At 64.2% G+C, this 24,363-nt stretch carries 24 protein-coding genes; 16 read left to right on the top strand and 8 right to left on the bottom strand.

Translation table 11 applies throughout. The features are described 5' to 3' along the window. Window positions 1-70: 70 nt before the first annotated feature. The 8 genes from NGK62_RS22755 to NGK62_RS22720 form a co-directional block, all read right to left on the bottom strand. Window positions 71-1,579: a tripartite tricarboxylate transporter permease gene (locus tag NGK62_RS22755; RefSeq protein ID WP_251880475.1), complete on the bottom strand. Its 1,509-nt coding sequence runs from the start codon at window positions 1,577-1,579 to the stop codon at window positions 71-73. Window positions 1,580-1,591: 12 nt separating this feature from the next. Continuing rightward, complete coding sequence (locus NGK62_RS22750) at window positions 1,592-2,014, bottom strand: tripartite tricarboxylate transporter TctB family protein (RefSeq protein WP_251880938.1); 423 nt, start codon at window positions 2,012-2,014, stop codon at window positions 1,592-1,594. Between the two features lie 387 nt (window positions 2,015-2,401). Continuing rightward, the gene (locus NGK62_RS22745) at window positions 2,402-2,923 is read right to left on the bottom strand and encodes a YgjP-like metallopeptidase domain-containing protein (RefSeq protein ID WP_088140243.1); all 522 of its coding nucleotides are present in this window, start codon (window positions 2,921-2,923) and stop codon (window positions 2,402-2,404) included. A 92-nt stretch (window positions 2,924-3,015) separates the two neighbouring features. Next, entirely contained in the window at window positions 3,016-3,501 is a 486-nt protein-coding gene (locus NGK62_RS22740; RefSeq protein WP_251880473.1) for a disulfide bond formation protein B, read from the bottom strand. 51 nt (window positions 3,502-3,552) lie between these two features. Further along, window positions 3,553-4,266, bottom strand: coding sequence for a MarC family protein (locus NGK62_RS22735; protein ID WP_059380355.1), 714 nt, complete (start codon window positions 4,264-4,266; stop codon window positions 3,553-3,555). A 75-nt stretch (window positions 4,267-4,341) separates the two neighbouring features. Then, on the bottom strand, window positions 4,342-6,948 hold the full coding sequence (locus tag NGK62_RS22730) for a [protein-PII] uridylyltransferase (RefSeq protein ID WP_251880471.1): 2,607 nt from the start codon (window positions 6,946-6,948) through the stop codon (window positions 4,342-4,344). An 18-nt stretch (window positions 6,949-6,966) separates the two neighbouring features. Continuing rightward, window positions 6,967-7,788, bottom strand: coding sequence for a type I methionyl aminopeptidase (map, locus tag NGK62_RS22725; RefSeq protein ID WP_059380353.1), 822 nt, complete (start codon window positions 7,786-7,788; stop codon window positions 6,967-6,969). Window positions 7,789-8,195: 407 nt separating this feature from the next. Continuing rightward, window positions 8,196-8,588, bottom strand: a complete 393-nt coding sequence (locus NGK62_RS22720; RefSeq protein ID WP_251880469.1) for a hypothetical protein — start codon at window positions 8,586-8,588, stop codon at window positions 8,196-8,198. Between the two features lie 46 nt (window positions 8,589-8,634). Here NGK62_RS22720 and rpsB point away from each other — a divergent pair, with 46 nt between their 5' ends. The 16 genes from rpsB (at window position 8,635) to NGK62_RS22640 (ending at window position 24,338) form a co-directional block, all read left to right on the top strand. Then, the gene (rpsB, locus tag NGK62_RS22715; protein ID WP_054456717.1) at window positions 8,635-9,384 is read left to right on the top strand and encodes a 30S ribosomal protein S2; all 750 of its coding nucleotides are present in this window, start codon (window positions 8,635-8,637) and stop codon (window positions 9,382-9,384) included. A gap of 178 nt (window positions 9,385-9,562) precedes the next feature. Beyond that, entirely contained in the window at window positions 9,563-10,441 is an 879-nt protein-coding gene (tsf, locus tag NGK62_RS22710) for a translation elongation factor Ts (protein ID WP_059380352.1), read from the top strand. Between the two features lie 97 nt (window positions 10,442-10,538). Further along, window positions 10,539-11,255, top strand: a complete 717-nt coding sequence (gene pyrH, locus NGK62_RS22705) for a UMP kinase (RefSeq protein ID WP_013393440.1) — start codon at window positions 10,539-10,541, stop codon at window positions 11,253-11,255. Window positions 11,256-11,270: 15 nt separating this feature from the next. Then, window positions 11,271-11,831 carry a ribosome recycling factor gene (frr, locus tag NGK62_RS22700; protein WP_059380351.1) on the top strand — a complete coding sequence of 187 codons (561 nt, stop codon included), beginning with the start codon at window positions 11,271-11,273 and terminating at the stop codon, window positions 11,829-11,831. A 179-nt stretch (window positions 11,832-12,010) separates the two neighbouring features. Then, the gene (gene uppS, locus NGK62_RS22695) at window positions 12,011-12,772 is read left to right on the top strand and encodes a polyprenyl diphosphate synthase (protein WP_118933665.1); all 762 of its coding nucleotides are present in this window, start codon (window positions 12,011-12,013) and stop codon (window positions 12,770-12,772) included. Window positions 12,773-12,828: 56 nt separating this feature from the next. Next, window positions 12,829-13,686 carry a phosphatidate cytidylyltransferase gene (locus NGK62_RS22690; RefSeq protein ID WP_118933666.1) on the top strand — a complete coding sequence of 286 codons (858 nt, stop codon included), beginning with the start codon at window positions 12,829-12,831 and terminating at the stop codon, window positions 13,684-13,686. Further along, window positions 13,683-14,882: a 1-deoxy-D-xylulose-5-phosphate reductoisomerase gene (locus tag NGK62_RS22685; RefSeq protein WP_059380348.1), complete on the top strand. Its 1,200-nt coding sequence runs from the start codon at window positions 13,683-13,685 to the stop codon at window positions 14,880-14,882. Before NGK62_RS22690 ends, NGK62_RS22685 begins: the two co-directional genes overlap by 4 nt. A gap of 58 nt (window positions 14,883-14,940) precedes the next feature. Further along, window positions 14,941-16,272, top strand: a complete 1,332-nt coding sequence (rseP, locus tag NGK62_RS22680) for an RIP metalloprotease RseP (RefSeq protein WP_118933668.1) — start codon at window positions 14,941-14,943, stop codon at window positions 16,270-16,272. A gap of 53 nt (window positions 16,273-16,325) precedes the next feature. Further along, window positions 16,326-18,659: an outer membrane protein assembly factor BamA gene (bamA, locus tag NGK62_RS22675; protein ID WP_059380346.1), complete on the top strand. Its 2,334-nt coding sequence runs from the start codon at window positions 16,326-16,328 to the stop codon at window positions 18,657-18,659. A gap of 109 nt (window positions 18,660-18,768) precedes the next feature. Further along, window positions 18,769-19,329: an OmpH/Skp family outer membrane protein gene (locus tag NGK62_RS22670; RefSeq protein ID WP_059380345.1), complete on the top strand. Its 561-nt coding sequence runs from the start codon at window positions 18,769-18,771 to the stop codon at window positions 19,327-19,329. Window positions 19,330-19,346: 17 nt separating this feature from the next. After that, window positions 19,347-20,444 (top strand): UDP-3-O-(3-hydroxymyristoyl)glucosamine N-acyltransferase, encoded by a 1,098-nt coding sequence (gene lpxD / locus NGK62_RS22665; protein WP_118933669.1) that lies wholly within the window; start codon window positions 19,347-19,349, stop codon window positions 20,442-20,444. Between the two features lie 70 nt (window positions 20,445-20,514). After that, window positions 20,515-20,970, top strand: coding sequence for a 3-hydroxyacyl-ACP dehydratase FabZ (gene fabZ, locus NGK62_RS22660; RefSeq protein WP_008167730.1), 456 nt, complete (start codon window positions 20,515-20,517; stop codon window positions 20,968-20,970). After that, window positions 20,971-21,765 (top strand): acyl-ACP--UDP-N-acetylglucosamine O-acyltransferase, encoded by a 795-nt coding sequence (gene lpxA, locus NGK62_RS22655; protein WP_251880467.1) that lies wholly within the window; start codon window positions 20,971-20,973, stop codon window positions 21,763-21,765. Next, window positions 21,762-22,958, top strand: coding sequence for a lipid-A-disaccharide synthase (gene lpxB, locus NGK62_RS22650; protein ID WP_059380342.1), 1,197 nt, complete (start codon window positions 21,762-21,764; stop codon window positions 22,956-22,958). The genes lpxA and lpxB overlap by 4 nt, the downstream gene beginning before the upstream one ends. Beyond that, window positions 22,945-23,553 carry a ribonuclease HII gene (gene rnhB / locus NGK62_RS22645; protein WP_373428969.1) on the top strand — a complete coding sequence of 203 codons (609 nt, stop codon included), beginning with the start codon at window positions 22,945-22,947 and terminating at the stop codon, window positions 23,551-23,553. Before lpxB ends, rnhB begins: the two co-directional genes overlap by 14 nt. Further along, entirely contained in the window at window positions 23,550-24,338 is a 789-nt protein-coding gene (locus NGK62_RS22640; protein ID WP_251880465.1) for a TrmH family RNA methyltransferase, read from the top strand. Before rnhB ends, NGK62_RS22640 begins: the two co-directional genes overlap by 4 nt. Window positions 24,339-24,363: the final 25 nt, after the last annotated feature.

Here is a 24,363-nt window from a genome sequence, read left to right as displayed (position 1 = left end):
ACGGCATTTTTTTGCCCGGCAATTTCGTGCGCCCCTGCCTTTTGGGCGAGCGGCGCGGAGCGGTCGTGTATCAAGGGGCGGGCGTGGCTTCCGCCATCTTGGGTTGCCGCAGGCTACGCACGAAGTTGACGAACTTCCAGACGATCACCAGTCCGATGACGCCCAGCAGGGTGGCGCTGATCGGCCGCGTCACGAAGACGTCGAACGATCCTCGGCTCAGCAGCATCGCCCGGCGGAAGTTCTCCTCGAGCATGGGTCCCAGGATGAAGCCCAGCATGAGCGGCGCCGCGCCCATGCCCAGCCGCAGGAAGGCGTAGCCTATCAGCCCGAATACCGCCGTGATGTAGATGTCATCCAGGCTGTTGTTGATGCTGAAGGTGCCAACGATGCAGAAGAACAGGATCGACGGGAACAGGACCGTGTAAGGGATCTTGAACACCGAGAGCCAGTAGCGCACCAGCGGCACGTTCAGGATCAGCAGGAAGCAGTTGCCCACCCACATGCTGGCCACCAGGCCCCAGAACAGGTCCGGGTGCGAGCCGATCATGTTGGGGCCGGGCTGCACGCCTTTGATGATGAACGCGGCCAGCATCAGCGCCATCACGGCATTCTCGGGAATGCCGATGGCCATCAGCGGGATGAAGCTGGTGCGGGCGGCCGCTTCGTCGGCGGCAGCCTGGCCGGCCACGCCCTCGATCGCGCCATTCCCCATCTCATGCTTGTACTTGCTGAAGCGCTTGTCGGCCGCGTAGGCCGCAAACTGCGCAATCGTGGGACCGCCGCCGGGCAGGATGCCCAGGGCCGCGCCGATTGCGCTACCGCGCAGGGCGCTCGGGATGATCCGCTTGAACTCGGCCCAGGTCGGCATGAGCTTGATCTTGCCGTTGAATGGGGTGAGCTCGTTGCGGTTATCCAGGTTCTTGACGATTTCCGCGATGCCGAAGCAGCCCAGCGCAATGCTGATCAGGCCGATCCCATCCTGCAGGAAGGCGAAATCCATGGTGAAGCGCGCAGTGCCGCTGTTGACGTCGGTGCCGATCGACGCCAGCAGCACGCCGACGATGGCCATCGCCAGGCCGGTCAGCATATTGCCGCTGCTGACGAAGCTGACGCAGAAGAAGCCCATCAGCATTAGCGCGGTGTAGTCCGCCGGGCCGAACAGAAAGGCGGCTTCGCCGAGAATCGGCGTCATGGTGGATAGCACCACGATAGCTACCGTGCCTCCGATAAAGCTGGAGACGCCCGCAGTGAACAGGGCCAGGCCGGTCTTGCCATTGAGGTTCATCTGATAGCCGTCTATGCAGGCGACGATACTGCTTGCATGCGGGATCTTCATGGTAATGGCGCTGACGCTGTCGCCATACTGCGCGCCGTAATAAATGCCGGCCAGCATGATCAGCGCGCCGCCGGTGGGAATGGAATAGGTCAACGGCAGCAGCAGGCTGATCGTGGACAGCGGACCCAATCCGGGCAGCAGTCCGACCAGGGTGCCGATGACGCAGCCCATCGCGCAATAAAGCAGGTTTTGCCAGGTCAAGGCATGCTCGAAGCCGAGCATCAAGTTATCTATGATTTCCATCGCGCGCTCGCTTCAGAGTAAGGGCAGGTTAAGGCCGAGAAAGCTCTTGAATGCAAAAGCCACGGCGATCAGCCCTCCTGAGATTTTCAGGTTTCTCAGGGTTGAATATGAAGTGGCGGCGAGCGAGGCGCAGAAAACCAGGAAAATGATCCCGACGATCATATTGACTGCGCCAGATATGGCGGCGCAGCCCACCAGGCTCAGCATGATGATGGAAATGTTCTTGATGCTGTGGCTCATGGGAACCGGCGGCGTGAAGAACGAGGTGATTACCGTGATCAGGCCGATGACAAATAGCGCCGAGCTTGCCATCAGCGGAAAGAGGCCCGGTCCGCCCCTGGAAAATGTACCGACTTGATATTTGAGTGCTGTCACTCCGAATACAAGGGCGAATATCATCATGAATACGCCCCTGACAAAATTCTGGTTATTCATATGTCTATGAATACCCCTCTCCACATTTATATTGCCGCTGCTTTCTTGAAGCACCATGCTCTCCTTGTTATATGAATACGCTTACAAGGAGCTGGAATTTTCGACCCCCTTACAAACGCCTGAGAGAGTCTAATAACGGCCACTTTCACTCCGCTTTCGGTTTTTAGCGAGAAATTTCAGATTTCATCCTCGCTAACCCTAAGGGGGGTGTAAATTTTTTCTGCCGAAATGCGATATTCAGCTTTTATTAAGTGGAGAGAAAGGAGAGTTAAAGAAATCAGTCAGCATGGCGTCAGATTTCGTTCAGAAAATATTCAGAATATGGTTTCAGAAAAAAACCAAGAATTAATCGATTCGCATGGCCTGGGCGATATTCGATGCGATTAACTATGCCTTTGAATCCCACAAGGGCTGGCGCGTCGCTTCCAAGTGCGTCAGGTACAGGCGCAGGTCGAACTCATACTGGTGGTACTGCGGCTCCATGCGCAGGCACATGCTGTAGAAGGCCTTGTTGTGGTCTTTTTCCTTCAGGTGGGCCAGCTCATGCACCGTGATCATCTTCAGGAATTCCGCCGGCACGGTCTTGAACAGCGTCGCCACCCGGATTTCATGTTTGGCCTTGAGCTTGCCGCCTTGCACGCGCGAGATATAGGTGTGCTGGCCGAGCGCATGCTGGATCACGTGGATCTTGCTGTCGAAGGCGACTTTGTTGATCTGGTCGCCATTGCGCATATAGGCGTTCTTCAGATCCGTCACATATTGGTAGAGCGCCCGGTCGGTACGCACGTCGTGAGGGCCGGCAGGATAGCGTGCCAGCAGCGCAGGACCCAGCTTGTCTTGGTCGAGCAGCTTTTGGGCCTGGGCGAGCAGGGATTCCGGGTATCCGGTCAGGTATTTCAGGGTGGACATGATCGATGCGGGAGCGGCCTGCCGGGCGCGGCCAGGCTACCCGGCGTTCGGCTGCCGCCCGCGAGGCTGCGGGCGGCATTGGGAAGGGGCTGTTACTGGGTACCGCCGCGCCGGAATACGACCGGCAGCGCCATGAAGAAAATGATGACGAAGAGCGCCAGGCTCCAAAGCGCGTATTCGATGCCCAGCACCGGCACCTTGGCGTCCATGCAGGTGGCATAGATGCCGAACAGCCACGGCACGGCGCTTTCCAGGCCGATGCCCGTCATGAAGCGGTCGGCGAAGGTCTGGTCGCAGGACAGCATGTTGGCCGCTACGCTGTACTGATACCAGGCGGCCGCGATGCCGCCCAGGGACAGCAGCGCGGCGAGTGCGCCGCACAGGCGCGTCAGCGCGCGTCCGCCGCCGAATCCGCCCACCAGCGCGATGAGGCCGATCACCAGGTAGATCAGGCGCTGCATGACGCACCAGGCGCAGGGAGGCATGTCGAAGACATGCTGGGAAACCAGGGCGAGGCCGACGGCGCCGAAGCAGAAGAGGGCGATCAGGCGGAGCAGGCGTTCTGAGCGAGAGGTCATTGTTGCTTTGCAAGGGTTGGAAAAGGGGGCGGACTCGGCCCCGAGCCAGGCTTAGGCCTTGGGAATCGGAATTGGTTGCATCACTTGCTGCAACACGCCCAGCAGTAGTTCGCGCGAACCTTCCCAGAAGATCTGCACGCCCAGGCACAGCATGATGAAGGCCGACAGGCGCATGAACACGGCGGTGCCATTGTCGCCCAGGCGGTGCAGCATCTGCGCCGCAAAGCGCAGGCAGATGTAGAGCGTGACCGACACGACGATGATGCCCGGAATCGATCCGCCCAGCCGCAGCAGGCTCAGCACGTGGTTCTGGTCGCGCAGCGACACCCCCACGGTGATGGCCGCGGCGATGGATCCGGGGCCGCAGCTGATGGGGAAGGTCAGGGGATAGAACGCGCGGGCCTTGGCCATTTCCGGAGTGAAGGACTCGGCCATGCGCGCCACGCGTTCGGTGTCGGCGTCGGGTGAATTCACCAGCCGCCAGGCGCTGGCGATCACGAGCATGCCGCCGCCGACTCGCACGATGGACAGCGAAATGCCGAAGAAGCTGAGCAGCACGTTGCCCGCGACCATGGCGACGATCAGCATCAGGCAGACATTGATGGCCACGCGCTTGGCCAGCACCATCCGGGTGGACGACGACGCGCCCTCGGTCAGCGACAGGAAGATCGGCGCGATCGCGGGCGGGTTGAGGAACGGCAACAGGGTAGCCAGCGCGAAAAAGAAGCTGGTACCGAAAACGCGCAGATAATCGTTTAGCTCCATGGGGAGGGCATCGCCTAGCCGAAAACCGGGATTGTATGCGGTCCCGGCGGCGCTGGCGATGCCGGGCGCCCGCGGTCAGGCGGCGCGCTGCTGGGCTTCCTCGCCCGCCAGGGCGTCCAGGACGTCGCGCTCGAACTGCATCTGGCTGCGCGGGCGCGTCAGCGCGGTGCCGTCGACGATGAAGACGTCTTCGACCCGGTCGCCCAGCGTCATGATCTTGGCCATCAGCAGGTTCACCTCGTGGCTGGCAAAGACGCGGGCCAGGGCGTGCAGCAGGCCGGGCCGGTCGGTGGCAGTCACGGACAGGCGCCAGGAGGTGCTGCGCTCGTCGGGCTGCAGTTCGGCCTGCGGCATGACCGGGAACACCCGCGACACGCGGGACTGGCGGCCGCGGCTGTAGTAGCCGCCGCGAGCGGGCTGCTGCAAGGCGGCGGCGTGCGGGTCCTTGAGGCGTTCGGCCAGTTCGTGTTCGACCAGGGTGGCCTGGGCGCGCAGGTCGCTGGCGCCTTCCGGCAGCAGCACGATGAAGCTGTCCAGCGCCCAGCCGTGGCGCGTGGTGTGGATGCGGGCATCCTGAATGGAAAGCGACTTGGCGTCGAAATAGCCGCAGATCGCCACGAACAGGTCGGGCGCATCGCGGGTGTACACCATGATCTGCAGGCCTTCGCCGTGTTCGGTCGGGCGGGCCTTGACCACCGCCTGCGCCGGCGCGACCTGGTGGTATAGGTGGCGGGTGTGCCAGGCGATGTCCGAGGCGTCGTGGCGCAGGAAGTACGCCACGTCGAGCTGGTTCCAGAAGGCCTCACGGGCGTCGTCGCGCAGGCCCGCCAAGCGGGTCAGGCGGGCGGCTTCTTCCTTGCGTTCGGTCAGGACAGTGTGGGCGTCGGCATGGGCGCCGCCCAGGGCGGCCAGCGTCAGCTTGTAAAGATCTTCCAGCAGCTTGCCCTTCCAGGCGTTCCAGACCTTGGGGCTGGTGCCGCGGATATCGGCCACCGTCAGCAGATACAGCGCTGTCAGATGGCGCTCGTCCTTCACGGTGGCGGCGAAGTCCTGCACCACGGTCGGATCGGACAGGTCGCGCTTTTGCGCCACGGCCGACATCAGCAGATGCTGGCGGACCAGGAACTCGACCAGCTTGGTGTCCTCGGGCTCCATGCCGTGGTCTTGGGCAAACTTGCGCACTTCGCGCGCGCCCAGCTCGGAGTGGTCGCCGCCGCGGCCCTTGGCGATGTCGTGGAACAGCGCGGCCACGTACAGCAGCCAGTGCCGGTCCAGGCCGGCGATCAGCTGGCTGGCCAGCGGATATTCCTGGGCGTGCTCCGGCATGGTGAAGCGGCGCAGGTTGCGCACCACCGCCAGCGTGTGCTGGTCCACCGTGTAGGCGTGGAACAGGTCATGCTGCATCTGGCCGACGATGCGGCGGAATACCGGCAGATAGCGCGGCAGGATGTTCAGCATGGTCATGCGCCGCAGCTCGTGCACGATGCCGCGCGGCTGCTGCAGGATTTGCAGGAACAGCTTGCGGTTGACCGGGTTGCGGCGGAACTGCGCGTCGATGCGGTGGCGCGAATGCCAGATGGCGCGCAGCGTGCGCGCCGACATGCCGGTCAGTTCCGGGTGCTGCTGCATCACCAGGAAGGCGCGCAGCAGCAGGGTGGGATTGCGCTCGAAACCGTCGTCGCGAATGATGTCCAGGCGGTCCCGCAGATTGCGGAAGTCGTCGTCGATGTCGCGCGCGTCGCTGTCCGGGCGCGGAAACAGCCGTTCCTCGATGTTCTGCACCAGGATGCCGTTGAGCTGCGTCACCAGACGCGCCGCCCAGTAGTAGCGCTGCATCAGTAGCTCGCTGCCGCGGCGGGTGGCGGTGGCGTGGATGCCGTAGACCTCGGCCAGGGCGGGCTGCAGGTCGAACAGCACGCGGTCTTCGCGCCGGTTCGCCAGCAGGTGCAATTCAATGCGCAGGCGCTTGAAGGCTTGTTCGGCCTTGCGCAGGTCGCGCGCCTCGGACGAAGTAAGCAGGCCGGCCTGCGCCACGGAGCGCCAGCTGTTGCCAAAGCCGGCCGCCCGGGCCATCCACAGGATGACCTGCAGGTCGCGCAGTCCGCCCGGCGACTCCTTGCAGTTCGGCTCCAGCGCATAGGGCGTGTCTTGGTAGCGCGCGTGGCGCTGCTGCATTTCGACGCGTTTGGCGCGAAAAAAAGCGCGCGGGTCCAGGCGGGACTTGGTCGCGGCTTCGAAGGCCTTCATCAGCGTGCGGCTGCCGGCCAGCCAGCGGGATTCCAGCAGAGCCGTTTCCACGGTGATATCGGCATCCGCCTCGCGTTCGCAGTCCTCGATGGTGCGTACGCTATGGCCGGGCTCCAGGCCCAGGTCCCACAGCGAGGCCACCAGCTTCTCGATGGCCGACTCGTCCTCGGGCGTGGGGGCGTGCGGCAGCAGGATCAGCAGGTCCACGTCGGAGTGCGGGTAAAGCTCGCCCCGGCCATAGCCGCCCACGGCCGCCAGCGTGGCGCCGGCGGGCAGCGGGCAATGCTTGATCAGGTCGCGCAGCGCGGCGTCGACGATGCGGCGCAGCTCGGACAGCAGGGTGTCCGGCCGCAGGTGCGTGCGGAATTGCGCCACCGCGGTCCGCCGGGCTTCCTGGATGCGTTCGCGCAGGGCGCTGAGTATGGCGGCGGTCATGGTGGCTAAGCTTGTGTATCAGACGGCTGGGATGACCAGGGGTTCGGTGACGAAGGCGGGCGGCTTGGGCATTCCTGGCGACAGGGTCAATACTTCGTAGCCGGTCTCGGTGACACAGACAGCATGCTCCCATTGGGCCGACAGGCTGTGGTCGCGGGTGACGACCGTCCAGCCATCGGACAGCTGGCGGATCTCGCGGCGTCCGGCATTGATCATGGGTTCGATGGTGAACAGCATGCCCGTCGTCAGCTTCACGCCCGTACCCGGCTTGCCATAGTGCAGCACCTGCGGGTCTTCGTGGAAGCGCTGGCCGATGCCGTGGCCGCAGAACTCGCGCACCACTGAAAAGCCGTTGGCCTCGGCGTGCTTCTGGATCGCGTTGCCGATGTCGCCCAACGTGGCCCCGTTTTTCACCTGCTGGATGCCCTTCCACATGCATTCGAAGGTGATCTCGGTCAGGCGGCGCGACAATATGGACTGTTCGCCTACCGCGTACATGCGGCTGGTGTCACCGAACCAGCCATCCTTGATGATGGTGACGTCGATATTCAGCGAGTCGCCGTTTTTCAGCACCTTATCGCCCGGGATGCCATGGCAGACCTGGTGGTTGACCGAGGTGCAGATGGCGCCGGGGAAGGGCGGATAGCCCGGGGGCGCATAGCCCACCGTGGCGGATTTCACGCCCAGTTCATCGGTCAGGTACTCCAGGCAGAGGCGGTCCAGCTCCCCGGTGGTGACCCCAGGCTTGACGTAAGGCGTGATGAAATCGAGGACTTTGGCCGCATCCTGGCAGGCGGCGCGCATCTTGGCCAGGTCGGCTTGATTGGTGATAGTGCCCATGGAATAGCTTGGCGATGTCTCGCTTGAATGTCTGCTTGAAAGAATAGTAGAATTATAGGCTTCCCTAAAATTTTGGGGAGCAATCGGGTTACGGCAAAGGCTGAACCCGGCGGGTGCAGGCAGCGGAACCGATGCCTCGCAAACCCGGCAGTTGTTCTGGCAGCGGGTCCTTTCATAGTGATCGGCGGCGCGCCCTGAAGTTTCACCGCAAGCGAAGGTTGTGGAGCGAAATCGGGCAGGCCGTTGATTCCGTGGGTGGATACGCGAACAGGAAACCAGTCGGGCGGGCGGGGACAGCGGCAAATCCGGAGCAGGCGCCAGGCTGGGGACGCGGCGTGCTTGTAAGCCCGGTCATGTTTTAGAGCGGCGATGCAGGCTCAGGGTTTGGACTCGGTGTGGATGTCGGCTTAAGTTCTTGAAAACGTTCGCGTTTTCTTAAGAAATGCCCCGATGGTCTGATGCGCGGTCGAACTGAAGTCTGGGTGTAAAAACCCCTGCTTGAACGCGAAGAGCTGGATTTTCCAGAGCTGGATTTCGCCGCCAACAAAACAGGTCCGGGTGCGCTTTCGGGAAACCGCCGGAAACTTCCAGGAAATTCCTGGTGGGTCTGGAAAAGCGCCTGCAAGCAAGCGGTGCAAGGCTCTTGGTCGTGGCGGCCGTCTGGGTTTATCGCGGCAGCGTAGTAGAAGGCGCCCCAGGGCGTCGTAGTTATTGCGGCAGTGATCGGTCGGCCCGGTTAAAATTTTGTCATCCCGCATTTGCGGGAAATCGCGCGCAACACCACCCAGGGTGTCAGTCAAAGGCTGATGCAGGTGCGGCGCAAGAAATCAACCCTTGGAGAAAGTTATGTCTTTGATGCGCGAAATGCTGGAAGCGGGTGTCCACTTTGGTCACCAGACCCGCTACTGGAACCCCAAGATGGCCCCCTTCATCTTCGGCCATCGCAACAAGATTCACATCATCAACCTGGAAAAGACGGTTGATAAGTACCAGGAAGCCACCAAGTTCGTGAAGCAGCTGGCTGCTCGCGGCGGCAACATCCTGTTCGTCGGCACCAAGCGCGCTGCCCGCGAGCTGGTCGCCGCTGAAGCCTCCCGTTGCGGCATGCCCTTCGTCGACGCCCGCTGGCTCGGCGGCATGCTGACCAACTTCAAGACGGTCAAGACCTCGGTCAAGCGCCTGAAGGACATGGAAGCCGTTGTCGCCGAAGGCGGCGCCGAGCGCATGATCAAGAAGGAAGGCCTGCTGTTCCAGCGCGAACTGGAAAAGCTGAACAAGTCGATCGGCGGCATCAAGGACATGAACGGTCTGCCTGACGCCATTTTCGTGATCGACGTCGGCTACCACAAGATCGCCATCGCCGAAGCCAAGACCCTGGGTATCCCCGTGGTCGCCGTGGTTGACACCAACCACTCGCCCGAAGGCATCGACTACGTCATCCCCGGCAACGACGACTCGGCCAAGGCCATCGCGCTGTACGCCAAGGGCATCGCCGACGCTGTGCTGGAAGGCCGCGAACAGAACCTGAACGGTCTGGTCGAAGAACTGGGCGAAGGCCAGGAAGAGTTCGTCGAAGTGCAGGACAACCAGGCCTAAGCCTGTTGTCATGTCCGGCGGTTAGCGTCTGGGAGCGGTGCCGAAATCGGTCCGCTCCCGCCTCGCCGGCAATGCGAAGGTGGGCTCCCATCTTCCTGATCCGCTAGTCGCGGATGTCCCATCGAATCAAACCACTGTCCCGGTGCGCCGGGGCATGTTCTAGCAAATTGGAGCAAACATGGCTGAAATTACCGCTGCCCTGGTCAAGGAACTGCGCGAAAAGACCGACGCGCCCATGATGGAGTGCAAGAAGGCCTTGACGGAAGCCGAGGGCGACCTGGCCCGCGCCGAGGAAATCCTGCGCGTCAAGCTGGGCAACAAGGCCAGCAAGGCTGCCGCTCGCGTCACCGCTGAAGGCCTGATCGGTCTGTTCATCTCCGCCGACGCCAAGAAGGGCGCCGTCATCGAAATCAACTGCGAAACCGACTTCGTCGCCAAGAACGACGACTTCGTCGGCTTCGTGAACAAGCTGGCCGAACTGGTCGCCACGCAGAACCCCGCCACGGTGGAAGCCCTGTCGGCGCTGCCCTACGGCGACGGCACGGTTGAAAGCACCCGCACCGCCCTGATCGGCAAGATCGGCGAAAACATCTCGATCCGCCGCTTCGAGCGCATCGAGACCCCGAACGCGCTGGCCAGCTACGTGCACGGCGGCAAGATCGGCGTGCTGGTCGAATACACCGGCGCGGAAGAAGTGGGCAAGGACCTGGCGATGCACATCGCCGCCACCAAGCCCAAGGCTCTGAACGCCGACGGCGTGAACCCCGCCGACATCGCCGCCGAACGCTCGGTCGCCGAACAGAAGGCCGCCGAATCGGGCAAGCCGGCTGACATCGTCGCCAAGATGGTCGAAGGCTCGGTCGCGAAGTTCCTGAAGGAAGTCACCCTGCTGTCGCAGCCGTTCGTCAAGAGCGACAAGCACAGCGTTGAGCAGATGCTCAAGGAAAAGGGCGCTTCGATCAGCAAGTTCGTGCTGTTCGTTGTCGGCGAAGGTATCGAGAAGAAGACCAGCGATTTCGCCGCTGAGGTCGCCGCTGCCGCCGCCGGCCGCGCCTGACCCAGGGTAGTGCTTAAGGGCCGGCGCTAGATTAAATTCTAGTCCGGCCTATTTCTTGTCTTACACTTTCGTCGGATTGTTCTTCGGGATATCACCTATGAGCAGCAGAGCATACAAACGGGTTCTTCTCAAACTTTCCGGCGAGGCGCTGATGGGCGACGATGCATTCGGCATCAACCGCTCCACCATCGTCCGCATGACCGATGAGGTCGCTGAAGTCGCCGCCACGGGCGTCGAGCTGGCCATCGTCATCGGCGGGGGCAATATTTTCCGTGGCGTCGCCCCGGGCGCGCAGGGCATGGACCGCGCGACCGCCGACTACATGGGCATGATGGCCACCATCATGAACGCGCTTGCGCTGCAAGACGCGCTCAAGCACAAGGGTGTCGACACCCGCGTGCAATCGGCCTTGAATATCGATCAGGTCGTCGAACCGTACATCCGCCCGAAGGCGCTGCGCTACCTCGAAGAGGGCAAGGTCGTCATCTTCGCGGCAGGTACCGGCAATCCCTTCTTCACCACGGACACGGCTGCTGCGTTGCGCGGCGCCGAGATCGGGGCGGAGATCGTGCTGAAGGCCACCAAGGTCGACGGCATCTACAGCGCGGATCCCAACAAGGATCCCACCGCCACGCGTTACTCGCGCATCAGCTTCGACGAAGCGATCGTCCGCCGGCTGGAAGTCATGGATGCCACCGCCTTCGCGCTGTGCCGTGACCAGAAGCTGCCGATCAAAGTGTTTTCGATCAATAAGTCCGGCGCCCTCAAGCGGGTCGTCAGCGGCGAAGACGAAGGCACCTTGGTACACGTCTAAAGAAAAGGAAATTCCATGAGCGTCGCAGAAATCCGCAAATCCGCCGAAGCCAGGATGGCCAAGTCGCTTGACACGCTCAAGACCAACCTGGCCAAGATCCGTACGGGCCGCGCCCACACCGGCATCCTGGACCACGTGCAGGTCGAGTACTACGGCTCGCCCGTGCCGATCAGCCAGGTTGGCAACGTGAACCTCGTGGACGCCCGCACCATCAGCGTGCAGCCCTACGAGAAGAGCATGGCCTCCGCGATCGAAAAGGCGATCCGCGAATCGGACCTGGGTCTGAACCCCATGTCGATGGGCGACACGATCCGCGTGCCGATGCCTGCGCTGACCGAAGAGCGCCGCCGCGACCTGACCAAGGTGGTCCGCAGCGAAGGCGAGGACGCCAAGGTGGCCGTGCGCAACCTGCGCCGCGAAGCCAACGAAGCGCTGAAGAAGCTGGTCAAGGACAAGGAAATCTCCGAGGACGACGAACGCCGTTCGCAGGACGACGTCCAGAAGCTGACCGATCGCAGCGTGGCTGACATCGACAAGATGGTCACGCAGAAAGAAGCGGAAATCATGACCGTATAATTCCTGGATGCCGTCAGGGTGACAGGCTAGCCCCTATCTCCCTGGCGACCGGGATATCCTGCCTGAGCGCCGTCCTGTCCATTGATTCGCAGCCTTGCTGCCTAGCGGTGGAACGACGGCGCAGGCTTTTCTTCACGTAATTCCGTTTTCGCCGTTTCACCGCGCGCAGCCCCAGACCAATGGCAACCAGTTCGACCCAGGCGGTTCCCGCTACCCGCGACATTCCCGAGCACGTGGCCATCATCATGGATGGCAATGGCCGGTGGGCGACTAGGCGGCTGCTGCCGCGCACCGCGGGCCACGCCAAGGGCGTGCAGGCGGTGCGGCGCGTGGTCGAGGCCTGCGGCCGCGCCGGCGTGCGCTATCTGACCCTGTTCGCCTTCAGTTCCGAGAACTGGCGCCGTCCGGCCGAGGAAGTGTCGCTGCTCATGCGCCTGTTCGTGCAGGCGCTGGAGCGCGAGATCGGCAAGCTGGAAGAGCAGGGCGTGCGCCTGCACGTCATCGGCGACCTATCGGCCTTCGAGCCCCGTTTGCAGGAGCTGATCTTCGCGGCCCAGGAGCGCACGGCCCACAACGACCGCCTGCACCTGACGGTCGCCGCCAACTATGGCGGTCGCTGGGACATCCTGCAGGCGACCCGCGCCATGCTGGCCGCCGAGCCCGCACTGGCCACCCAGCCCCAGCTGGTGGACGAGGAGCGCCTGGCGCGCCATCTGTCCATGTCCTGGGCGCCAGAACCCGATCTGTTCATCCGCACCGGCGGCGAACAGCGCATTTCCAATTTCCTGATCTGGCAGATGGCTTACGCGGAGTTCTACTTCACGGATCGCTACTGGCCGGATTTCGGCGCCGCCGAGCTCGCGGCCGCCTTTGACTGGTACCGCACGCGCGAACGCCGCTTTGGCCGTACCAGCGCGCAAGTCAGCGAAAACGGCGCGTAATAAAACGGACGGCGACTAGCGCGTCTTTCCAGGGCTGTACACGAGGAGACCGTCAAATGTTGGGCCAGCGTATCGTTACCGCAGTCGTTCTGTTGGCCGTTCTGGCCGCCGCGATGGTCAGCGCGAACCCCTGGTGGTTCGTTGCGCTTCTGGCCCTGGCTGCCGCCTGCGCCAATTGGGAGTGGCTGCGCCTGACCCTGCCGCAACCGCCTTCCCCTCTCATTGCCGTCGGCGTCGCCGTCCTGCTGTTCGGGGGCATGCTGGCGTTGGCGTCCGCCTGGCTCGCGGGGCAGAATGCCGGCATCGCGGATCCCGTCTGGGTGCTGCGTTACGTGGTGCCGGCGGTGGCCGCGGTTTGGCTGTTCGGCGGTCTGACGGCGGTGGTGCGCGGGCGCTCCGATGCGCCTCCCGCCAGCTTGGGCTGGTCGGTTTTTTCCGTGCCCGCGGCGTTTGCCGCCTGGGCCGTGCTGGCGCAGATGTTCGTGGCGCATGGCGCCGGTTTCGTGGTGTCGCTGCTGGCACTGGTCTGGGTCGCCGACATTGCCGCCTATTTTGCCGGCAGAGCCTTTGGCAAGCGTAAACTGGCCCCGCGGGTCAGCCCGGGCAAGACGGTCGCGGGCGCGGTCGCCGGCGTCCTGGGCGCGGTGGTCTGGATCGGTCTTTCCAGCCTGTGGGAAGGCACTTACGGCCATGCGCTGGTCGAGCGCTGGAGCTTCTGGCTGGCGCTACCCATTGCCGCCGTGCTCGGCGTGCTGTCGATCGTGGGCGACCTGTTCGAATCGCTGCTCAAGCGGCGCGCCGGCCGCAAGGATTCCAGCACGCTGCTGCCTGGCCACGGCGGGGTCTATGACCGCATCGACGCGATTCTCCCGGTCGCGCCGTTTGCGCTACTTTTGTCTGGAGTGTTGTTTTGACGGCTTTTCAACGCGTCGTCGTGCTGGGATCGACCGGTTCGATCGGTGAAAGCACGCTGGATGTGATCGCCCGCCACCCCGAGCGCCTGGCGGTTTACGCGCTGTCGGCGTACAGCCGGATGGCGCGCTTGGCGGAGCAGGCGCAGGCCAGCCGCGCTGCCGTGGTGGTGGTGCCGGACTCGGCGGCCCGCGAGAAATTCATTGCCGCATGGGCGGGCGGCCAGCCCATGCCGGAAATCCGGGTCGGCGCTCAGGCGTTGGCCGATACCGCCGCCGATCCCCAATGCGACTCCGTCATGGCGGCCATCGTGGGGGCGGCGGGACTGCCCGCTGCCCTGGCGGCCGCCCGCAGCGGCAAGCGCGTATTGCTGGCCAACAAGGAAGCGCTGGTTGCAGCCGGCTCGCTCTTCATGCAGGCCGTACGCGACAACGGCGCCGAACTGCTGCCTATCGACAGCGAACATAACGCCATTTTCCAATGCCTGCCTCATGGCGGGCGAGCCGTCGCGCCGGATCGCCCGGCGCCCGGCGTGCGCCGTCTGCTGCTGACCGCCTCCGGCGGCCCTTTCCGCGGACGCGACCTGGAAGACCTGCACGATGTGACGCCGGCCCAGGCTTGCGCTCATCCCAACTGGAGCATGGGCCGCAAGATCTCGGTCGATTCCGCCACCATGCTCAACAAGGGCCTGGAGGTGATCGAGGCGCATTGGCTGTTCGCGATGCCTGCTGACCGCATCGAGGTGGTGGTGCATCCCCAGAGCGTGGTGCATTCCATGGTCGAGTACGACGACGGCTCGGTGCTGGCTCAGCTTGGCCAGCCCGACATGCGCACGCCCATCGCCTACGGCCTGGGCTTTCCCGAACGCCTGGATAGCGGCGTCGGTCCGCTGGACCTGACGCGTCTGGGGCGGCTGGACTTCGAAAAGCCGGATCTGGCCCGCTTTCCGTGCCTGGCTCTGTCGTTCGCGGCGCTGCGCGCCGGGCAGGGAGCCTGCGTGGCGCTGAACGCCGCCAACGAGATCGCCGTGGAGGCCTTCCTGAGCGGTCGGCTGCCCTATACCTGGATTCCGCGGGTAATCGAGGCTTCCCTGGAGTGGCAGGCGCGGCAAGCATCTGTTACGCTCAACAGTCTTGACGACGTGCTCGCGCTTGATTCCGACGCGCGCGTCTTCGCGGGCAACCTGGGCCTGGCCTGACGCAGGCTCGGTCGCCACCGTCCGCCTGCCTCTGATTTCCTAGATTTCTCCGATTCCGATGCTTTTCACCCTGCTGGCCTTTGCGGTTGCGCTTGGCTCCCTGATCATCTTCCATGAACTGGGGCACTATTGGGTGGCCCGTCTGTGCGGCGTGAAGGTGCTGCGCTTCTCCGTGGGATTTGGCAAGGTCATTCTGCGCCGCACCGACCGCCACGGCACGGAATGGGCCGTTTCGGCCCTGCCGCTGGGCGGCTACGTCAAGATGCAGGACGATCCCCCCGCCGGCGCGAGCCCGGCGGAAGTGGCAGGGGCCTTCAACAGCAAGCCCGTCGGCCAGCGTATCGCCATCGTCGCCGCCGGCCCCATTTTCAACCTGATACTCGCGGTCTTCCTCTACGCCGGCCTGAACATGGCCGGCACCGAAGAGCCCGTGGCCGTCATCGCCCAGCCCGCGGCCGACACGCCGGCCGCGCGCGCCGGCCTTTTGTCGGGCGACCGCATCCTGGCCATCGACGGCGAAGAGGTGGCCTCCTGGTCCGACGCGCGCTGGCGCCTGATGGACGTCATGGCTACCGGCGGCAGCGCCAGGATCGAGGTCAAGACGCCTGCGGGCGCGGTCCAGCAGCGCGAACTGGTGCTGCCGTCGAACACGATGGATCCGGCTGGCGGCGACCCGCTGGCCGCAGCCGGCGTGCGCCTGGCCCAGCCCAAGCCCGCTGTGCGCGTCGTCAACGACGGCGGCGAAGGGCAGGCGGCCGGCCTGCGGGCGGGTGACCTGGTCCTGGCCGTGAACGGCGTTCCCACCCCGGACACCAGCGCGCTGGTCCGGCAGATCCAGGAAAGCGCCGGCAAGACCCTGGCCATGACCCTGGCGCGCGACGGCGCCAATGTTTCCCTGAACGTCACGCCCCGTGCCGAGACGGTCAACGGCCAGGTAATAGGCCGCCTGGGCGTCCAGCTGGGCGGCGACATTCCCATGGTGACCGTGCGCTACGGTGTATTCGAAAGCCTGTGGAAGGGCGCCGTGCGCACCTGGGACACCGCCTGGTTCTCCCTGCGCATGATGGGGCGCATGGTCACGGGCGACGTTTCCTGGCGCAATGTCAGCGGTCCCGTGACCATCGCGGATTACGCCGGCCAGACCGCCAGAATCGGAATTGTTGCGTACATCGCTTATATCGCCTTGATCAGTATCAGCCTGGGCGTACTAAATTTGCTGCCCATTCCCATGCTGGACGGTGGCCATCTGCTGTACTATCTCGTCGAAATTGTGCGGGGTAGCCCGCCGCCAGCAAGGTGGATCGATATCGGACAGCGCGCCGGCATAGGTTTATTGGCAAGCCTGATGGGGCTTGCGCTGTTCAATGATTTCACGCGTTTGTTCACTTGAACGCGATTTAGCATAAAATCCCCCGCCATTTGCACGACCGAGGATACTCAAGGATGTCTTTTCGCCGGATGTTTCATCACAAAAAGGGTGTACTGCCGGGTTTGATCGCCGCACTGCTGGTTCCGGCCATCGCCCACGCCTTCGACCCTTTTGTCGTGCGGGATATCCGCGTAGAGGGTATTCAACGAACTGACGCCGGCACCGTCTTCGGCTATCTCCCCGTCAAAGTGGGCGAAAAGTTCACCGAAGAAGAAGCCACTGAAGCCATCCGCCGCTTGTACGGCACAGGCTTTTTCACCGACGTACAGATCCAGACGGACAACAACGTCGTCGTGGTGGTCGTGCAGGAACGCCCCACGATTGCGTCGGTGAACTTCAACGGCATGCGCGAGTTCGACTCCAAGGCGATCACCACGTCGCTGGCGCAGGTCGGCTTCGCCGAAGGCCGCATCTTCGACCGCTCCATGCTCGAGCGCGCCGAATACGAACTGAAGCAGCAGTACCTGTCCAAGGGCAAGTACGGCATCGAAGTGACTTCCACCGTGACCCCGCTGCCGCGCAACCGCGTGGGCGTGAGCTTTGACGTGTTCGAAGGCTCGGTCGCGCGCATCCAGGAAATCCGCTTCGTGGGCAACAAGGCTTTCTCCGAAAGCGATCTGCTCGACGAGTTCAAGCTGACCACGCCGGGGTGGCTGACCTGGTATACGGATACCGACAAGTACTCGCGCGAAAAGCTCGAGGGCGATCTGGAGCGCCTGCGCTCGTTCTACCTGGATCGCGGCTATCTCGAGTTCTCGGTCGAGCCGCCGCAGGTCACGATTTCGCCGGACCGCAAGGACATCCGCATCACGATTACCGTGCACGAAGGCGAGCCTTACAAGGTGCGCAGCGTGAAGCTGGCCGGCAATCTGCTGGGCCTGGACAAGGAAATCAACGCGCTGCTGGAAATCAAGCCGGAAGAGACGTTCTCGGCCGCCAAGGCCAACGGCTCGGCCAAGGCCATCACCGACTACCTGGGCGAACTGGGCTACGCGTTTGCCAACGTCAACCCGAACCCGCAGCTGGATCGCGCCAAGCATGAGGCCGATCTGACGTTCTACGTCGACCCCAGCCGCCGCGTGTACGTGCGCCGTATCCAGATCGGCGGCAATACCCGCACCCGCGACGAAGTCGTGCGCCGCGAAATGCGCCAGCAGGAAGCCGCCTGGTACGACGCCAAGGACATCAAGACCTCGCGCGACCGCGTCGACCGCCTGGGCTATTTCAGCGACGTCAACGTCAAGACCGATCCGGTTCCGGGTTCGCCCGACCAGGTCGACGTCAACGTCGACGTCAAGGAAAAGCCCACCGGCATGATCAACCTGGGCGTGGGCTACGGCTCGTCCGAAAAGGCCATTCTGTCGGCCGGTATCAGCGAAGACAACGTCTTTGGCAGCGGCACCAACCTGACCCTGCAGCTGAACACCAGCAAGACCAACCGCGCCGTGGTGCTGTCGCACACCGACCCGTACTGGACCAAGGACGGCATCAGCCGCACCACGTCCGCCTACTACCGCGTGACCGAGCCCTGGAACAACAACGACGGCGACTACCGTGTCAAGGCCATGGGCCTGGGCATGAACTTCGGCGTGCCGATTTCCGAGTATGACCGCATCATGCTGGGCGCGAACTTCGAACGCAACCAGATCGATCTGTTCAACAACTCGCCGGCAGCCTACGAGAAATTCGTCAACGATTACGGCGATTCGACCAACTCGGTGATCTTCACCACCGGCTGGACCAAGGATACCCGCGACAGCGGCCTGGCGCCGACCAAGGGCGGCTACACCCGCCTGAAGGCGGACCTGTCGACCGTGGACCTGAAGTACACGATGTTGACGGCTCAGCAACAGTACTTTGTGCCGCTGGGCGGCTCCTACACCCTGGCCTTGAACGGCATGGTCGATTGGGGCCAGAGCTACGGCGGCAAGGACTACCCGGTCATCAAGAACGTCTATGCCGGCGGTATCGGCACGGTTCGCGGCTACGAGGGCTCGTCGCTGGGTCCGCGCGACACGAAGACGGGCGACTACCTGGGCGGTACGCGGCGCGTCATCGCCAACGCGCAGCTTTACCTGCCGTTCCCTGGCGCCTCGAAGGACCGCACCCTGCGCTGGTTCATCTTCTCGGATGCCGGCCAGGTTTCGTCGGGCAGCGGCTTGCAATGCACCGGCGGCAAGCCTGGCAGCGAGGTCGAGGATCCTTGCGGCTGGAGGTTCTCGGCAGGTATCGGGCTGTCGTGGCAGTCGCCGATGGGGCCGCTGCAGTTGTCTTATGCGCGTCCGCTCAATTCGAAGCCTGGCGACGACAAGCAAAGCTTCCAGTTCCAGATCGGGACCGGTTTCTAAGCGCCTCGTTACGCTTGAAAACAAGGGAGAAGGGCGTACGGCCGGCTCCCTTGCTGTTTAGTGGCACAATACACACTTTGGCTTTGCCTTACTGGAAGGTGAGATTTTCATGATGTCTGATTCCGCACTTAAAACCTCGAAATCGCTGCGCACCATGCGCCGCGGCAAACTGGGCGGCTCCATTGCCCTGGTAGGTGCGCTCATTCTCGGTTCGGCTGCTGCGATTCCCGCGCAGGCCCAAGGCACGAAGATCGGTTTCGTCAATACCGAGCGGATCCTGCGCGAGTCGGGTCCGGCCAAGGCTGCGCAAAGCAAGATCGAAGCCGAATTCAAGAAGCGCGACGATGAGCTTCAGCGCCTGAACAACAGCCTGCGTTCGCAAGCCGAGAAGTTCGACAAGGACGCGCCTGTCCTGTCGGAGTCCGATCGCGTCAAGCGCCAGCGTGAACTGTCCAACCTGGATACCGACCTGCAGCGCAAGCGCCGCGAGTTCCAGGAAGACTTTAACCGCCGCCGCAACGAAGAGTTCTCGGGCATCGTGACGAAGGCCAACGACGCCATCAAGCGCATCGCCGAACAGGAAAGCTACGACCTGATCATCCAGGACGCAGTGACCGTCAACCCGCGCATCGACATCACCGACAAGGTGATCCAGAGCCTGGGCAAGTAAGCAGCACCCGTCACGTTATGCCGGTTCTACTGGATCTTGCCCGCGCGCCAACGCTGGAAACACTGTTGAGCGCCGCCAACACCCAGGGGATGGACTGGCGTATCAGCGCGGTTCCCGGCGCGGACCCCATGCGGGTCTGCGGCATCGGAACCCTGTCATCGGCGGGTCGGCAGGAAATCGCTTTCCTGGCCAACCCCCGCTACCAGAGCCAGTTAGGCGCCACGCAGGCGGGGGCGGTCATCGTCTCGCCGGACGTGGCGCAGGCTCTGGAGGCCGAGGGCAACGCCCGGCCGCCGTTCGCGCTGGTCGTCTGTCAGCATCCCTATCTGCTTTATGCCCGCGTGGCGCAATGGTTCGATGCCGCGAGACGGCCCGAGCTGCCCGCATCCACGCATCCTTCCGCCGTGGTCGCCGCTGACGCCATCATCGAAGAAGGCGTGCGCATCGGCCCGAATTGCGTCGTCGAATCCGGCGCCCGCATTGGCCGCGATACCGTGCTCGGACCTGGCTGCGTCATCGGCGCAGGCTCGTCCGTCGGTCCCGGCAGCCGCCTGTACGCCCACGTCACCTTGTATGACGGGGTCAAGGTGGGCGCGCGCGCCATCATCCATAGCGGCGCGGTGCTGGGCGCGGACGGCTTCGGCTTCGCGCCCGATCCCACGCTGGGCAAGGGCGCCTGGGGCAAGATTCCGCAGCTCGGCGGCGTGACCGTCGGTGACGACGTCGAAATCGGCGCCAACACCACCGTTGACCGGGGCGCGCTGGAAGACACCGTCCTGGCCGACGGGGTGAAGCTGGACAACCAGATCATGGTGGCGCACAACTGCCGGATCGGCGCGCATACCGCGATTGCGGCCTGCGTGGGCGTGGCCGGCTCGACCACCATCGGTGAGCGCTGCACCATAGGCGGCGCCGCCATGCTGTCCGGGCACCTCACGCTGGGCGACGATGTGCATGTTTCCGGCGGCACCGCGGTGACGTCCAGCATTTCGAAGCCTGGCCGCTATACCGGGGTCTTCCCGTACGCGGAACATGGCGAATGGCAGCGCAACGCCGCCGTGATACAACAGTTGGCGCAATTGCGCCGGCGCGTGCGGACGCTGGAAAAAGACTAGGGCGGCGCACTGCCGCCCCTGGCGCGTCCGCGCCGCATGATTACTTTACTTCGCAGGAAAGCATAGAAAAATGGAACTCGACATCAAGGGGATCATGGAGAGACTGCCGCATCGTTATCCGATGCTGCTGATTGACCGCGTCGTCGAAATGGTGCCTGGCAAGTCCATCGTGGCCATCAAGAACGTCTCGATCAATGAACCGTTTTTCAACGGCCATTTCCCGCACCACCCGGTGATGCCGGGTGTGCTCATCGTGGAAGCCATGGCTCAGGCCTCCGCCCTGTTCTCGTTCACCGACGAGAATGGCGGGCTGAAGTGCGAAGGTTCCAAGACCGCGTATTACCTGGTCGGCATCGACGGCGCGCGTTTCCGCCGCCCTGTGGTGCCGGGCGACCAGTTGCGCATCGAGGTCGAAGCCGAACGCCTGAGCCGCAGCATCTGTAAGTACCAAGCGCGCGCGACGGTGGATGGCCAGGAAGTCGCTTCGGCCAAGCTGATGTGCGCGATTCGCAGCCTGGAAGAGTAAATGGCAGGAAACATTCACCCCACCGCCGTCATTGATCCGGCGGCAAAGCTCGACCCGACCGTCGTGGTCGGTCCGTTCGCGACCATCGGTCCCAACGTGACCATAGGCGCGGGCACCGAGATCGGCCCGTACTGCATGGTGGACGGGGTGACGACCATCGGGCGCGACAACCGTTTCTATCGGTACTGCTCGATTGGCGGCATGCCGCAGGACAAGAAGTACCAGGGCGAGCCTACCCGCCTGGAAATCGGCGACCGCAATACGTTCCGGGAATTCGTCACGCTCAACACGGGCACCGTGCAGGACGGCGGCGTCACGACGATTGCCGACGACAACTGGGTCATGGCGTACGTGCACGTTGCACACGATTGCCACATCGGCAGCAACACCATCCTGGCCAATTCGGTGCAACTGGGCGGCCACGTCCATGTTGGCGATTGGGCCATCGTGGGCGGCCTGACCGGCGTGCACCAGTTTTCGCGCATCGGCGCGCACAGCATGACGGGCGGCAACAGCTCCCTGATGCAGGACACGCCGCCGTTCGTGCTGGCCGCGGGCAATCCGTGCCGTCCGGTGGGCGTCAACGTCGAAGGGCTGAAGCGCCGCGGCTTTACGGCCGCCGACATTTCGGCGCTGCGCGACGCCTACAAGATCATCTACCGCCGTGGCCTGTCCCTGGACGCGGCGCGGGCCGAACTGCGCGCCCGCCAAGAGGCGGAGCCCGAGGTGGCCCCGCACCTGCAGACCCTGCTCGACTTCCTGGACGTCGCAAGCCGCGGCATCATCCGCCCATGAACGCTCGGATCGGCATGGTGGCCGGCGAGCCTTCGGGCGACCTGCTGGCTGGTCGCATCATTGCCGGTCTGCAAGCGCGCGACGCCAGCGTACGCTGCGAGGGTATCGGCGGGCCGCAGATGCAGGCCCATGGTTTCGATACCTGGCACCCCATGCATGCCTTGACCGTTTTCGGCTATGTCGACGCGCTCAAGCGCCTGCCCAGCCTGCTTGGCACCTATCGCGACGTCAAGCGGCGCTGGCTGGCGGAGCCGCCCGCCGTGTTCGTCGGCATCGACGCGCCGGACTTCAATCTGCGGCTGGAGCACCAGCTACGCCAGGCAGGCACGCCCACGGTGCACTTCGTTGGACCGTCGATCTGGGCCTGGCGCTATGAGCGCATCCACAAGATCCGCGAGTCGGTATCGCACATGCTGGTGCTGTTCCCGTTCGAGGAAGAGATCTACCGCAAGGAAGGGATTCCGGTCACTTATGTGGGCCATCCGCTGGCTGGGGCCGTGCCCATGCAGCCGGACCGCGCCGCGGCGCGCGCGCGCCTGGGCATCGACCAGAATGCGCGCGTGCTGGCGATCCTGCCGGGCAGCCGCTCGTCCGAGATCCGTCTGCTGGCGCCGCGCTTCCTGCAAGCCGCGCAGATCCTGCAGAAAAAGGACCCGGCCCTGCAATGCGTCGTCCCCATGGTCAACGACCAGCGGCGCGCGGAGTTCCAGTCCATTCTGGCCCAGTACCCCGTACCGGGGCTGCGCTGCGTCACCGCGAATGATCTGCACGGCGAGGGCGGAGAGCGCCAGGCGCCCGTCGCCTGGTCCGTCATGGAAGCGGCCACGGCGGTGCTGGTGGCCAGCGGCACGGCCACGCTGGAAACGGCGCTGTACAAGCGGCCCATGGTGATTTCCTACGTGCTGTCGCCCTGGATGCGCCGCATCATGGCCTGGAAGTCCGGCCAGCAGCGTCCCTATCTGCCCTGGGTGGGCCTGCCGAACGTGCTGCTGCGCGATTTCGCCGTGCCGGAGCTGCTGCAGGACGATGCCACGCCCGAGAAACTCGCGGAGGCGACCTGGACGTCCCTGACCGACGACGCGGGCAGGGCGCGCATCGAAGCCCGCTTTACCGCCCTGCATCAGGAGCTGCTGCGCGACACGCCCGCGCTGGCTGCGCAGGCGATCCTGGAGGTGGCGGGTGGAGCAGCCTGACCTGTTCGCGGCGCCCGAGCAGCCTGCCATGATTACGGCAGGCGTGGACGAGGCGGGCCGCGGCCCGCTGGCGGGCGCCGTGTACGCCGCGGCCGTCATCCTGGATCCCGCCCGACCGATCGCCGGGCTGGCGGATTCCAAGGTGCTCAAGGCTGCCACGCGCGAGGCGCTGGCGCTCGAAATCCAGGAATTCGCGCTGGCCTGGTGCATCGCCAGCGCCAGCGTGGCCGAGATCGACAGCATGAACATCCTGCGCGCCACGATGCTGGCGATGCAGCGTGCGGTGCAGGGCCTCGCCACCATGCCGCAGTTGGCGCTGGTGGACGGCAACCAGGCTCCCAAGCTGGGCTGCACCGTGCAGACCGTCATCAAGGGCGATGCGCTGGTGCCCGCGATTTCCGCGGCTTCCATTCTTGCCAAGACCGCGCGCGACGCGGACCTGCTGCGCCTGCATGCCCTGTATCCCCAATATGCCTTCGATCAGCACAAGGGTTACGGCACCCCGCTGCATCTGGAGATGCTGCGCGAGCACGGCCCATGCGCCGAGCACCGGCGCAGCTTCGCACCCATCAAGGCCTTCGGCCTGAATCCATGAAGCACATCAGTTCTCGCGACAATCCCGCAGTCAAGGCGCTGGCCAAGCTGGCCGGCACGGCGGGCAAGCGCGGCGCGCCGGTGCTGCTGGACGGCGTGCACCTGTGCCAGGCGTGGCTGCAGCATCACGGCGCGCCCGATCAGGCGATCTTCGACGTGGAGCGCCTGTCCCAGCCCGACATCGCGGCGCTTGCGGCCGCGGTGCCGGACCGCGACTGCCTGGCCTTGGACGCGCGGCTGATGCAGTCCCTGGCGGCCGTGGAAAGCGGGCAGGGCGTGGCTTTTCAGGTGACGCCGCCCGTCCTGGACCTGCCGGATGCAGTGGACGAAAACTGCGTACTGTTCGACCGCATCCAGGATCCCGGCAATGTCGGCACGCTGCTGCGCACCTGCGCGGCGGCGGGCGTGAAGCGCGTCTTTCTGGCGACGGGCACGGCCGCGGCCTGGTCGCCCAAGGTGTTGCGCAGCGGCCAGGGCGCCCATTTCGCCTTGGCCATCCACGAACACGTCGATCTGGCTGCCTTGCTGCCCAGATTGAGGGTGCCGCTGGTGGCGACCGCGCTGGATGGCGCGCGCGACCTGTACGAGGACGCGTTGCCGCAACGCTGCGCCTGGGTATTCGGTCACGAAGGCCAGGGCGTGGCCGCGGAACTGCTTTCCGCGGCGCGCCTCAAGGTGCGCATACCGCACGACATGGCGGCGGTGGAATCGCTCAATGTGGGCGCCGCAGCCGCGATCTGCCTCTTCGAGCAGCGGCGCCAAGCCTTGCGCGGCAAGCTGGACTGAACGCCGATCTGGCCATCGTTTCGCC

Source organism: Achromobacter sp. Marseille-Q4954 (genome assembly GCF_943737025.1).
In the GTDB taxonomy this organism is placed as follows: Bacteria; Pseudomonadota; Gammaproteobacteria; order Burkholderiales; family Burkholderiaceae_B; genus Achromobacter; species Achromobacter bronchisepticus_A.
The sequence above is the reverse complement of the archived record's forward strand: the minus strand, read 5'-3'. Positions and strand labels throughout refer to the sequence as shown.